At 58.4% G+C, this 12,787-nt stretch carries 8 protein-coding genes; 2 read left to right on the plus strand and 6 right to left on the minus strand.

The window, feature by feature from the left end; genetic code table 11:
* Window positions 1-48: 48 nt before the first annotated feature.
* The 6 genes from AM218_RS17155 to AM218_RS01925 all read right to left on the minus strand — a co-directional run bounded on the left by AM218_RS17155 (window position 49) and on the right by AM218_RS01925 (window position 9,486).
* On the minus strand, window positions 49-1,032 hold the full coding sequence (locus AM218_RS17155) for a LysM peptidoglycan-binding domain-containing protein (RefSeq protein ID WP_054411328.1): 984 nt from the start codon (window positions 1,030-1,032) through the stop codon (window positions 49-51).
* Window positions 1,033-1,061: 29 nt separating this feature from the next.
* Window positions 1,062-3,308 carry a lytic transglycosylase domain-containing protein gene (locus AM218_RS01905; protein ID WP_071843665.1) on the minus strand — a complete coding sequence of 749 codons (2,247 nt, stop codon included), beginning with the start codon at window positions 3,306-3,308 and terminating at the stop codon, window positions 1,062-1,064.
* A 141-nt stretch (window positions 3,309-3,449) separates the two neighbouring features.
* Window positions 3,450-6,278: an outer membrane beta-barrel protein gene (locus tag AM218_RS01910; protein ID WP_071843666.1), complete on the minus strand. Its 2,829-nt coding sequence runs from the start codon at window positions 6,276-6,278 to the stop codon at window positions 3,450-3,452.
* A 104-nt stretch (window positions 6,279-6,382) separates the two neighbouring features.
* Window positions 6,383-7,030: an O-methyltransferase gene (locus AM218_RS01915; RefSeq protein WP_054411335.1), complete on the minus strand. Its 648-nt coding sequence runs from the start codon at window positions 7,028-7,030 to the stop codon at window positions 6,383-6,385.
* Window positions 7,031-7,040: 10 nt separating this feature from the next.
* A complete protein-coding gene (locus AM218_RS01920; RefSeq protein WP_054411337.1) occupies window positions 7,041-8,273 on the minus strand; it encodes a M16 family metallopeptidase in 1,233 nt (410 codons plus the stop codon).
* A 160-nt stretch (window positions 8,274-8,433) separates the two neighbouring features.
* Window positions 8,434-9,486: a glycosyltransferase family 9 protein gene (locus tag AM218_RS01925; protein ID WP_054411340.1), complete on the minus strand. Its 1,053-nt coding sequence runs from the start codon at window positions 9,484-9,486 to the stop codon at window positions 8,434-8,436.
* Window positions 9,487-9,648: 162 nt separating this feature from the next.
* Here AM218_RS01925 and AM218_RS01930 point away from each other — a divergent pair, with 162 nt between their 5' ends.
* The gene (locus tag AM218_RS01930) at window positions 9,649-10,938 is read left to right on the plus strand and encodes an aminopeptidase P N-terminal domain-containing protein (protein WP_054411343.1); all 1,290 of its coding nucleotides are present in this window, start codon (window positions 9,649-9,651) and stop codon (window positions 10,936-10,938) included.
* A 340-nt stretch (window positions 10,939-11,278) separates the two neighbouring features.
* Window positions 11,279-12,757 (plus strand): OmpA family protein, encoded by a 1,479-nt coding sequence (locus tag AM218_RS17160; protein ID WP_082318024.1) that lies wholly within the window; start codon window positions 11,279-11,281, stop codon window positions 12,755-12,757.
* Window positions 12,758-12,787 lie beyond the last annotated feature (30 nt).

Raw genomic sequence — 12,787 nt, forward strand, 5'->3', positions numbered from 1 at the left:
GGCAGCCCATATGAGCTGCCCTGTTTTATAAATCAAGTGTAGATTGAGCTACTGCGCGACCTGCACCTGCAGCACTTCCCCAATTCTTACCCCATCCTCTTTCTTATGATTCCAGGCCCGCATTTGCGCGGGCTTAACATGATATTGCCGGCAAATGCCAAACAGCGTTTCTCCTTTCACAACGGTATGACGCTTCATTTGCGGCGCTGAAGCGACGGGAGCAGTAACGGTCACCACCTCTGTTTTTATCACAGCTGGTTTAGCAGCTACTTCATGGGCTGCGGCCGGCGCTTTCCCCGGCGCGGCCTTGGATGTCACGGGTTTGGGGCCGGGCGCACTAATTGCTACCGGTTTGGCCACAACTACTGCTGCCGCAGCCGGCTTTGCAGGTGCGGGCTGCTGAGCTTTGGCAGCCGCTGCAACAGCAGCACTTGGCTTCTGAGCCGATAGTATCGCCGCAGATGCTTTAATCGGAGCAGGTGTGGCTACTACCGGGGCTGCCACTGCTTTGGCGGCCGGCACAGCGGTAGGCGCAGCCGGATTTGCTGCCGCAACGGCTGGTTTTGCAGTGCCCATGAAACCGGCGGCCTGCAGACGATCAAATGCAGTTTTAAGCGCCGGATTTTTATCAGCGCGGGTATTGAAGTCGTGGTACTGGGGACTGCGCTGCAAGGTTTGCAGCTCCACCTGCCATGGCTGCTGGCGCAGGCGCTGGGCCAGTAGATGCTGCTGCTCGCGGGGCAGGCTGGCGGTGTAAAAGCTCAGGCGCTTGTTCAGGGCCGGCATTTCCACCAAAGCGGCCTCAATCAGCTGCACCGCGCGGGCATCGTTCGGCTCAAAATAGATGTTATGCAGCTGCCGGACGCTGGTTTGCACCAGCCCCGTCATCACGCGCACAGAGTCTTCCGAGAGGCTGGGCAGAGGAACTGGTGCCGCAACAGTAGGAGCGGGAGCAGGCTGCTGGGCCTGCGCTGACAGCGAAGCCGCCACCAAACCGGAAAAAAACAGAAAGAAGCTGGGAGAAAAACGCATGATAACAGGAAGGAGCCACTAAAAGCAGCTTATTTGGCAGGCTTAATTTCCAGCTTGTCGCCGGGTTTTACGTTGAAGTCAGGCTTGTTATTCCACTCCATAATCTGCTTGATGGTAACGCCGTACTTGCGCGAAATGCTATACATTGATTCCCCTTTTACCACCGTGTGCTGCACAGAGGGCACCACGGCCGGCGCCAAGGCGGCTGTTTCTGGAGCCGGAATGGCCACTTCATCAGTAGCGGGCGCTACTACGCGCAGCGTCTGGCCAATGCGCAGAGAGGGATTCTGGGGTAGATTATTCCAGGTGATGAGCTCAGCCGGGCGCAGACCGTAGCGCCGTGCTACACTGTACAGGCTTTCTTTGGGCTGCACCACGTGCATACCATTGGCCGGCACCGGCTCTACAGCGGTAGTAGTCTGCGCGGCCGGTGGCGGTACCACTGGCGCATTGGGCGCCGTGGTGGGAGTTGGTTGCGCCGCCGGGGCAGTAGGCTGAGGGGTTAGGGTAGCAACGGGCGCCGGAGTGGCTATAACCGGAGCAGCGGTAACTACTTCCTGTTCCTGGGCGGCCAGCACGGCGGGCTCAACCGGCGCCTCTGCTGCGGGAGCAGGCTCATCGGCTACCGGGGCAGAGGGCGGCAGGTTACGCTCATTCTGGGTACCGGTGTAAATGGCGCGGTTGGCAGGCGCAGGCTTTGGTGCCGGAGCAGGGGCTGGTGCAGTTACGGAGGCTTCCGCGCTTTCTTCAGCTGCTTGATCCTTCTTAATAACAGCAGGAGTGGAAGCTTTGGCGGTAGGTTTGCCAATTGGCTTTTTCAGCAAACGGCTCAGGCGCGAAGTAACCGCGGTGCTGTCGGTTTCCTCTTCGGCATCGGGGCTGTCGTCCAGTACGCGCTGGCCGGAAGCGGTGCGGCCGCTGTACACGTCGGTGTTATCGGGGCGGGGCGTGCGAGCCGGGGCTGCAGGAGTAGCCGGAACACCCGACTGCTCAAAGGCAGCCAGAGCCGCCGGGTTATTGACAGGCAGATATTCTACCGCCGTTTCGCGTGGGCGGGTGTGCTGCAGCCACAGCAGGCGGCCGGGGTGCAGCTCTTCGTTGCGGGCCATGCGGTTTTTGCTCCAGATGGCTTTGGAGCGTACGCCATACTTCTGAGACACGGCCGCTACCGTTTCGCCAGGCTGGGCTATATGATATTCCACGGCCGCTTTGTCGCGCTTTTTCTGCACGAAGTAGGCCTGGCCGGGCGTGATGTTATCGAACAGAAACAAGTCGTTGTACTGCATCAGCTTGCGCACCTTTAAGCCGGCACGCTTGGCCAAGCTTTCTTTCGTGTCGCCGGGCAAGGAAATGAGGGCCCGCAGCCCGTTGATACGAACAAAATCCGCGTTTTCCGGGTCGGTCTGGGGCTTATGAATCAGCTCGGTGGCCACCTGCTTTTGCTGCACGGCCATGGCCGTAAGCTGCAGCGGATCGGTAACGGGCACAATGAGCGTGTAGCTCCGGCCGGCGGGCACGGTGGCGCCGGCCAGCAGCCAGCGGTTGTGGCGGGCCAGTTCCTCGGGGCTGGTGTGCAGCAGCTCCGCTACCTGTGCCAGCTGCTGACCAGCTACAGCCGGAAACTCCTGCAGGAGCAACGCCGGCTTAGGATTTTGTCCGCAGGCCGGCTCATAGGCTACTTTGTGCGCCAGAAACGTGAGAATATATGGATGGGTCTTCTCCGAAACTTCCATTTCGGTGGCTCCCGCGTCGGTGGGCAGCGTGTAGGGGCGGGCGCCGCTCAGCCCCAGGTTATAGCTCAGCAAGGAATTCAGCCAGTTGCGGTAGGTGCCGTTGCTGCGAACCAGGTACCTGGCAGCGGCCCGGGTAGCGGCCGAAATGTGCTTCCGCTCATCTACTACCTCATTCACCAGCAGCCCAAAATCCTGCGCCGATTCGCGCTTGAACTGCCAGTAGCCCACGGCATCATGAATGCTTTGCGCATCCCCCTGCAGCCCGCTTTCCTGCAGAGCCAGGAAGTGGAAATCCAGCGGTACGCCTTGCTGCTGCAGCTCCCGGTCAATAAGCGGGAAATACGCATCGGCCAGGGCTACGCGGTTCTGGAAGGAGGTAGTGTGGCGGCGCAGCGCGTCTACTTTCTGCTGCACCACGGTACGGCCACCTTCGGTGAGGCGCACGTGCAGCCCGCCCAGGTACAAATCAGAAGGAACCGGGACACTTTGCGCCTGCAACAGGTGGGGCAACAGGCAGATTATAGCGAGTAATAGTTTTTTCATCGGCAAAAAAGAAGGCTAGCAAAGCCCGGCCTGAATAAACTGCCGGCGTTGCTAGCCTCCAAAATAGGCGAAATATCCCGTTTCCGGGGAATATGCCCCACAAATACAACTATTCCCGGGTTCCGTACCGCGGCGCGGCCGTTAGGGGCGGCCCGGCGCCTGGCCGCTGCCGGTGTTGCGCAGGTTATAGGTAAACATCAGCATGAAATACCGCTGCAGAATATCGGTGCGCACGTCTTCAATGTAGGTTTCGGTGGCGTTGCGCTGAATGCTGCGGTTTTGCCCCAGCAAGTCGAAGGCGTACAGCTTCAGCTCACCCTGCTGTTTGGCAAACAGCTTTTTGCCCAAGCTGGCATTCCAGAGCACATACTGCTGGTTGAAGCCGGCGGTAAGCCCGCGGTTGGCCTGGTGCGTCACGTCGGAGGCCAGGCTGATGCCGTTGCCGACAATCCAGTTTAGGCGGGCCCGGGAGTTCTGCACAAAGTAGTTGGTGTTCAGCTGCTGCTGCAGCGTGTTGCGCACAAAGCTCAGGTTAGAATTGGAGGACAAGGTGAAGTCCAGCTTCTCGCTGATGTTGCTGCTCAGCACCACGCCCGCGCCCAAAGCAGGCGTCTGGGCATAGTTCAGGGCTCCGTTAATCAGGCCCGGCGTGCGCGAATACGTAGCCGAGGCGTTCAGATTCAGGTTTGACTTGATGGCCGCCAACGGTACGCCGTAGTTCAGGAAGGAGCGGAGCGAGAATTGGCGGTCCAGGTTAACGGGGCGCGTGAGCTGGGCGCCAGCCGGCAGCGTTACGCTTTCATTCAGCACACTATCCCGGGTAGAAATAAGGGTGCTGTTGCTGATGGGGTTTTGCGTGTAGGAGCCGCCAATCAGGGCAAAGAAGTTGGTGGATTTCTCCGGCTTGGCCGCCGAGTACCGTAGGAACAGGTTGTGCTGATACTCCTGCTTCAGGGCCGGGTTACCGGTAGTGAGCTGCAGCGGATTGGCATTGTTCACCACTTCCTGTAGCTGACTAATGCTGGGCGGGGAGGTGTTGGTGCGGTAGTTCAGGCGCAGGTTTTTCTGCTGCGTGAGCCTGTACTGCAGCATGGCCGTGGGCAGCGCGTTCAGGAAGGTGTACTTCCCGGTGGTAACCAGCGGAAACTCCTGGTCGCGGCTGAGCGTGGCCCGCTGAATTGATACGCCCACCATGGCCTGAAACTGCTTGGTTTGGCGGCGGTAGCTGGTGCCCAGCGCCTGCGTGAGGTAGGCATTGGTAAACACGTTGCTCAGGGCAGTATCGGGAACGGTGTAGCTCTGGCCGCCTTCGTTCAGGTTGTAGGTGCGCTTATCGGAGTTGCTGGGAGCGTAGCGCAAATCGTAGCTGGCCTGCAGGAAGTCCTGCTTGGTTAGCGGCTCCGAGTAGTTGATGCTGGAAGCCAGGTTCCAGCCGCTTTGCGTGAGGCGGGAAAACTGGTCCAGGTTGGCGTTGGCCACCGTAGAGTTGGTGGTAAGCAGCGTGCTGGTGCCGTTCTTATCATTGTAGCCCGTGGTGGCGCCAATGGAAAGCGTGCGACCGGGCCTGGCAAAGCGGTGGCGGAACAGCAACTCATTGTTGAAGTTGATGCCGCTATATTTCGAGCCGTACTGGCTGGTGAGGTTGCTCACCGGCGTTTCGCCGTTCAGCGTCTGACCCAGCAGGTTATTGGCTCCGTTGTTTTGCTGATAGGAGAAGCGGGGCCGCAGCAGCAGCGAGTTCATGGAGTCAATTTTGTAATCCAGCCGGAAGTTAAGCCGATGGTTGGTATTGTGGCTGTTGCTGTTAGAGGTTTCCGTGTAGTTCTGGTCGGCGGCCGAAGGCAGGATATACTGCCGAAAGGTATTGCTGCCCAGGTCGTTGTTGTTGCGGTTGAAGAAGTAACTGCCGGTTACTTCCAGCTTCTGGCCCCATTTATCGGCGTAGTTGATGCCCAGCGCGTGGGTGGTATTGATGCCGTTGTTCTGGTTGGTCAGAAAGTCGCTGGCGCCACCGCCGCCTTGGCCGCCGCGCTGACCGCCACCGCCGCCCCGGGGGCCGCCACCGCCGCCACCCGGACCACCGCGCCGTCCGCCCTGCTGCGAGTTGCCCACCACGCCCAGCAGATCCTCGGTTCCGAAGTTCTGCTCGTTCACGTTGTTGGACTGCGCCACCACGGAAATGCGCCGGCTGCCCTGGAAGGAGTTTATGTTGCCGCTGGCCCGGTACCGATCCGGCCCGCCGCCCACGCTGATGCGTCCAAACTGCCCGTTGCGGAATTGCGGCTTGGTTACAATGTTGATGGTTTTGGCCGCGTTGCCATCGTCAATACCCGAGAACTGGGCCTGCTCGCTTTTCTTATCGAATACCTCAATCTTATCAATTACCTCGGCCGGAATATTCTTGAGTACGGCGCTGGCATCATCGCCAAAAAATTGCTTGCCATCTACCAGTACCTGGCGTACGTCTTCGCCCTGGGCCTGCACTTTACCATCCTGCACGGTTACGCCGGGCATTTTGGTAATCAGGTCTTGGGCGTCGGCATCGGGGTTGGTTTTGAAGGCTTTGGCGCTGTACTGGGCGGTGTCGCCCTTTTGTACGGCGGCCGCGGCGCGGCCTACTACCTCCACGTTTTTAAGCGTAACGCCCCCGGCGCGTAGCACCACTGGCCCCAGCACCAGCGGCTGACTGCCCACCCGCACCGTGCGGCGCAGGGTTTGATACCCCAGAAAAGAGGCCGTCAGCACATAAGGCCCCGGCGCTACACTAGACAAAGTAAAATTGCCGCTGGCATCGGCGGCAGTACCTTGTTTTACGGAATCAGGCAGGTGAATGAGCACCACGTTGGCCCCGCCCAGCGGCGTTTGGTCAGCCCCATCTACAATGCGCCCGCTCACGGAGCTGGTTTGCGCGAGAGCCGGGGTAAAGGCGGAAAAAACAAGAACAAGAAGGAGGTAAACAGATTTTTGCATTGCATCAGGAACAGGGCACACCGCATACAGACACGGGAGTTCGGGTTCCGTTTAACGGATCCGATAAAAAATGGCTAAGTATCAATTAGTCAGATAAATAAAAATCAGCGCTTTCGAATCATCAGGATTCCATCGCGCACGGGCAGCAGCACATTTTCCACCCGCTCATCCTGCTGCACCTTGTCGTTGAACGCCCGCAGCGCCTGCGTGTCCTTATCTGAGGGACGCACCTGATGGGAGGGCAGCACTTTACCGCTCCACAGTACATTGTCTACCAGAATAAAGCCACCGGGCCGCACCTGCGGCAGCACCAGCTCATAGTAGGCATCATTGTTAATCTTATCGGCGTCAATAAATACCAAATCCCAGGTTTCCGCTAAGGTAGGCAGCACCTGCAGGGCCTCGCCAATGTGCAGGTGTATGCGCCCGGTCAGGCCCGCTTCCGCCACGTAGCGGCGTATCCGGTCTTCCAGCTCAGGGTTCTGCTCAATGGTATGCAGCTCGCCATCGGCCGTCAGGCCTTCGGCCAGGCAAAGCGCGGAATAACCCGTGTAAGTGCCCAGCTCCAGTATGCGGCGGGGGCGCACCATGTGGCTGAGCATGCTCAGCAGCCGGCCCTGCAGCTGCCCCGAGAGCATGCGCGGGGCCAGCACCTGCACGTGGGTTTCGCGGTTGAGGCGGGCCAGCAGCGGCGTTTCGGGCGAGGTATGCTGGTCGGCGTAGGCCTGCAGCTCGTCGGAGAGGAAGTCCATAAAAGCGAAATTACTCCGGCAGATACTGCAGCATGCTCAGGTTGTCCTCGCGCAGGATATCATTGGCCAGCTCCTGCAGCTCCGGGGAAGTAATGCGCTTCACCCGGTCGAAGATTTCATTGAGCGACTCCACGCGACCCAGGTCCAGGGTGCTTTTTCCCAGGAGCTGCATGAGGCCGCCGTTGCTTTCTTCAGCCATGGCCAACTGACCCATAAGCTGCTCTTTGGACGTGTGCAGCTGCAGGCCGCCCAGCGGGGTGGTACGCAGCTTTTTGAGCTCTTTCTGTACCAGGGAAATAGTGCGGTCTACCTGCTTTTTCTCCGTGCCGAAATAGATACCAAACAGGCCGGTATCGGTGTAGGGCGAGTACGTAGAGTCTATGGTATATACCAGGCCGTATTTCTCGCGCACGGCCAGGTTCAGGCGGGAGTTCATGCCGGGGCCGCCCAGCAGATTGCTCAGCATGAAAAACGGAATGCGCCGGTCATCCTCAATGGCGTAGGCGGGGCCGCCAATCAGGCAATGGGCCTGCGTAATGGGCTTGCGCTCCACCCGGTCTATCCGCTGGTAATGGCCAAATGGCGTGCGGGCTTGGGTGCCCAGCTGAGCGGGCAGCGGCGCCAGGTATTTATCCGCCAGCCGCTTTACTTCCTTAAAAGGCAGGTTGCTGACCGAGCTGAAGATCAGTCGGTTGGTGCGTACATTCTGGCCCAGAAACTCCCGGAAATCACCCTGCTGAAAGCCGCTTACGCTTTCCTTGGTGCCCAGAATGTTGTGCCCCAGGGAATGGTTGCCGAATACCACGGCATCGAAATCATCAATGATGGCGTCTTCGGGCGCATCGTGGTACATGGCCATTTCTTCCAGAATAACGCCGCGCTCTTTCTCAATTTCCTTTTCCGGGAAAACGGAGTGAAAGGTGAGGTCCGTCAGCAGCTCAAAAGCGCGCTCAAAGTGCGTGCTGAGCAGGGAAGCGTAAAAGCAGATTTTCTCCTTGGTGGTGTAGGCGTTCAGCTCGCCGCCCACGGTTTCCAGGCGGTTCAGGATATGGAAGCTTTTGCGCTTTTCGGTGCCTTTGAAAGCCATGTGCTCCCAGAAGTGCGCCAGGCCCTGCTGCTCCGGTTTTTCATCGCGCGAGCCAATATCCAGCAGGAAGCCGCAATGCGCAATTTTGGTGTGCAGAACTTGTTTATGCAAAACCCGGATGCCGTTAGGCAGCTCGTACAGGTCGTAATCAGACATTGGATAGAGTCTTGTAAGCTGGGAGGAGCGGGGCCCGGTTATCAGAAAGCCCTGCCAGATAATAACCAACAAGCCCGCCGGTTAGTTGGGCATCGGAAGCCGCAAAGGTACGCAAGGAGGCGGGGAGAGGGCCGTAAAAGTGAAGAGCCAACGTAAGCTGTTACCAGCTTACCATTTCGCCTTTTTTCACCGCTTCGGCTTCGGCCAGCACAGCCAGCAGCTGGCTGGTCTGGATGCCGTGCGCGCAGTGGAAGTGGTTGAGCGGGCACTTGCGGTGGCCATGCAGGCCGCAGGGTTGGCAGGCCAACTCTTCCTCCAGCATCACTACCCGCGCAAACGGGCTCAGCGGCCCAAACCCGAAGTAGGGCACCGTGGAGCAGTACACCGCGCAGGTAGGAGCGCCTACCGCCGAGCACAGGTGCATGGGTGCCGAGTCGTTCACATAGTTGAGCACAGCCCCGCGCATGAGGGCAGCGGAGGCTAACAAGGAGAGCTTGCCGGCGGTATTATATACGTGAGGCCGGTTGCTGCGCTCCAGCAGCTGCTGGCAGGCGGCCACATCGGGCGGGCCGCCCAGCAGAAACACGGTATAGCGGGGCGGCAGCGCGGCCAGCAGCTTCAGCCACTGCTCCTCCGGAAACTGTTTGGTAAACCAGACGGAAGTAGGCGCAATGCATATATAAGGCTTATCCTCAGCCAGGCTCGCCACCTGGGCCGCGGCAGCTTCATCAGCGGCAGAAGGGTAGAGGCGGGGGGGCGTGAGCGGACCTTCGTAGGCCGGGTCCAGCAGGTGCAGGTTGCGCGATACTTCATGAATGCCCGCCCCAATCAGGTGCGGAATGGCCATGGTAAAGCGGGAGCAGAAGGGGTTTTTATCGAAGCCGATGCGCTGCGGGGATCCGGAGAAAGCCGTGAGAAAACCCGTGGAGGCAAAGCGCTGCAGGGTAATAACCCGCTCGTACTTCGTTTGCCGGATTTGCTGCAGCAGCTGCCACAGGCCCCGGTATTTAGCTTTCTTCTTATCCCATACCAGCACGTTGCGCACGTGTGGGTGGTTTTGCACCAAGCCCTCATTGCCTTTGCGGACCAGAAAATCCACCGGCGTGTCGGGCTCCGTTTGGTGCAGGTGCTCCAGCAGGGCCGTGGCCAGAATGACGTCGCCGATAAAGGCAGTCTGAATCAGCAGAACAGCACGGGAAGAGGCGTCGGACATCGATAAAGTGCAAGAAAGCAGGCTGCAAAGATACGACTAAGCTATTGTTTTTGCGGCAGCCGCCCAAGCCCGGGGCGCTTCATTGTGCGCGTCATTCTTCTAACTTGCAGCCCCCGCCTTCGTGGCACGTCTTTGTAGCTCTTTTCACTATTCCGCCCTCCTATGCGTTACGGCTCCATCGATCCGCAGCTTTTCATCCAGAACCGCCGCAATTTTACCCTACTGCTGCCCCCGGCATCGATGGCCATTTTTCAGGCCAATGATGTGATGCCGACCAATGCCGACGGCACCATGCCGTTCCGGCAAAACAACGACCTGTTTTACCTGTCCGGGGTAGATCAGGAGGAAAGCATTCTGCTGCTGTTCCCGGATGCCACGCTGCCCCAGCACCGCGAAATTCTGTTCCTGAAGGAAACCAGCGAGCATATTCTGGTGTGGGAAGGCTATAAGCTGACCAGGGACGAAGCCCGCGCGCAGTCCGGCGTGAAGTCCATCATGTGGCTCGACTCTTTTCCCTCGGTGCTGATAGCCCTGATGAATGAGGCCGAAAACGTGTATCTGAACTCCAACGAGCACATCCGGGCCGTGGTGGAGGTAGAAACGCGTGATGCCCGCTTTGCCAAAAAGATTAAGCAAGACTACCCGCTGCACAACTACCGCCGCTCCGCCCCGCTGATGCACCGCCTGCGGGCCATCAAGAGCGAGGAAGAAATCCGGCTGATGCGCCAGGCCTGCAACATCACAGAAAAGGCCTTCCGCCGCCTGCTGGGCTTTGTGAAGCCCGGCGTGATGGAGTATGAAATTGAAGCTGAGCTGTACCACGAGTTCCTGCGCAACGCCTCGCGCGGCCCGGCCTACGGCAGCATTATTGCCTCCGGCGCCAATGCCTGCATTCTGCACTACGTGAGCAACGACCGACAGTGCAAAGACGGCGACGTGCTGCTGATGGACTTCGGCGCCGAGTACGCCAATTACGCCGCCGACCTGTCCCGCTCCATTCCGGTAAACGGCACCTTCACCAAGCGCCAGCGCCAGGTGTACAATGCCGTGCTGCACGTTATGAAGTTTGCCACCTCCCAACTGGTGGTCGGCAACAATATTGAAGACTACCACGCCGCCGTAGGCCGCACCATGGAGCAGGAACTGATTAAGCTGGACCTGCTCAATGCGCAGGACGTGAAAAACCAGGACCCCGCCGCCCCCCTCTATAAGAAGTACTTCATGCACGGCACCTCCCACTATCTGGGCCTGGATGTGCACGATGTCGGCTTCAAATACCGACCCTTCGAAGCCGGTATGGTGTACACCTGCGAGCCGGGTATTTACATCCGGGAAGAGGGGCTGGGCATTCGCCTGGAAAATGACATTCTCATCACGAAATCCGGCAATGAGGACCTGATGAGAACTATCCCGCTGGAGGCCGACGACATTGAGCGTCTCATGCGCCGATAAGCCTAGGCCTGCCAGAAGAAAAATACGCTTAAGTCACCCCAAGAAGACGCTTGTAAGTACAAGCGTCTTCTTTTTTTATCATTTATTTTTATTGGCTTTCTACAGGATCAAATTTACCCTTGGAAAGAACAGTGCAATCGGGCTTTTGCGTAGTTATTTTAAATATAAATTGTTGAATATGTATGGGTTGAAGGCCTAATAATGCCCTGTAGGCTCGTGTTTGGCCACCCCGGGAGCAACTTTATTTGGCTAAGAAGGGTATAGGCGGATAGTTCGGATATGCTATACCCAAACGGTGGCGGCTCCCGCCTGTGCAATTCTTCCACCTAATTTCGTCCCTATGAAACACTTTTTAGCAACCTCAACTCTCTTGGGTCTGACGCTCCTGGCAGCGGCTCCCAAGGCCGAGGCGCAGACAGCCGACCGTAAGACGGCTATCGGCCTCAATGTCAGTGCCATGCAGTACAAAGGCAACTTCGGTTCCGACTACTGGAAGTTTGGTGAAAACAAGTACGCACCAGGCCTGACCATTAGTCGCTACCTGACCCCCGGTTTGGACCTGCAGCTGAGCGGTAACTACGTAGAGTTCAAGAAGACGGCCCCCGCCGGCCCCAATCTCTACGGCAGCACCTTCGCCACCAATGTGGTAAACGTGAATCTGGGTTTGAAGCTGAAGCTGAACAACGGCTGGGCTTTGAAAGAAGATTCTCCTATTCAGCCCTACCTGCTGCTCGCTCCGGGCCTCACGTACCTGAGCCGCGAAGGGGTTATCAACCGCAATAATCAGTCAATAGTAACCGACGAAGACAAAAACCACCTGGATCTGTTCGGTGCCGCGGGTATCAACTTCCAGCTGGGTGAGTCAGTAGGTCTGTTTGTGCAGACTGGCCAGCACTTCCCGCTGGGGGCCAACATTGATGGCGACCCTTCCCGCGACGATAACAAGATTGACGACCGTTTCCTGCAGCACACCGTGGGCCTGAACATTGCCCTGGGCAAAGCCAAGGATACCGATGCTGATGGTGTTCCGGATCGGAAAGACAAATGCCCCGGCACCCCTGCCGGCGTAGCGGTGGATGAAGCCGGCTGCCCGCTTGATGGTGACAAAGACGGTGTACCAGATTACCAGGATAAGTGCCCCACCGAAGCCGGTACAGCTGCTCTGGAAGGCTGCCCCGACCGTGACAACGACGGCGTGCGCGACTCCGAAGACGAGTGCCCCGACCAGGCTGGTACGGCTGCCCTGCGCGGCTGCCCCGATGCCGATAACGACGGTGTAGCAGACAAAAACGATAAGTGCCCCGATACCCCCGCTGGTACCCAGGTAGATGCCGAAGGCTGCCCCCTGAACCTGGATAAGGACGGCGACGGTGTTCCGGACAACCGTGATAAGTGCCCCGGCACCCCAACCGGTGCTCAGGTAGACTCTACCGGCTGCCGCGTAATTGACCCCGCCCTGTTCAATAAGGTGAAGCCAGTGCAGTTTGAAACCAACAGCACGGTTATCAAGCGCAGCGCTTATCCTACCTTGGACAACATGATTAAGATTCTGGAACTGTACCCCGAGTACAGCCTGCGCATCTCGGGCCACGCCGATAGCCGCGGTACCGATGAGTACAACCAGGGTCTGTCAGAGCGTCGTGCAAATTCGGCCAAGCGCTACTTCACCACCAAGAAGGTAGATCCGAACCGGGTAACCACGGAAGGCTTCGGCGAATCGATGCCAGCTGCCCCGAACACTAACTCGAAGAACATGTCGAAAAACCGTCGGGTAGAGTTCAAGTTTGAGTTCTACATTCCGAGCCAGCCTCAGCCCTAACCGGCCCGGCTAGATGAAAAAAAGCGGTGA

This window comes from Hymenobacter sp. DG25A, from assembly GCF_001280305.1.
In the GTDB taxonomy this organism is placed as follows: Bacteria; Bacteroidota; Bacteroidia; order Cytophagales; family Hymenobacteraceae; genus Hymenobacter.

What these genes read in the sequence shown, in the direction of transcription:
- AM218_RS01915 (WP_054411335.1), bottom strand. Translation starts at nt 7,030, where the DNA reads ATGGACTTCCTCTCCGACGAGCTGCAGGCCTACGCCGACCAGCATACC.
- AM218_RS01905 (WP_071843665.1), bottom strand. Translation starts at nt 3,308, where the DNA reads ATGAAAAAACTATTACTCGCTATAATCTGCCTGTTGCCCCACCTGTTG.
- AM218_RS01925 (WP_054411340.1), bottom strand. Translation starts at nt 9,486, where the DNA reads ATGTCCGACGCCTCTTCCCGTGCTGTTCTGCTGATTCAGACTGCCTTT.
- AM218_RS17155 (WP_054411328.1), bottom strand. Translation starts at nt 1,032, where the DNA reads ATGCGTTTTTCTCCCAGCTTCTTTCTGTTTTTTTCCGGTTTGGTGGCG.
- AM218_RS01930 (WP_054411343.1), top strand. Translation starts at nt 9,649, where the DNA reads ATGCGTTACGGCTCCATCGATCCGCAGCTTTTCATCCAGAACCGCCGC.
- AM218_RS01910 (WP_071843666.1), bottom strand. Translation starts at nt 6,278, where the DNA reads ATGCAAAAATCTGTTTACCTCCTTCTTGTTCTTGTTTTTTCCGCCTTT.
- AM218_RS01920 (WP_054411337.1), bottom strand. Translation starts at nt 8,273, where the DNA reads ATGTCTGATTACGACCTGTACGAGCTGCCTAACGGCATCCGGGTTTTG.
- AM218_RS17160 (WP_082318024.1), top strand. Translation starts at nt 11,279, where the DNA reads ATGAAACACTTTTTAGCAACCTCAACTCTCTTGGGTCTGACGCTCCTG.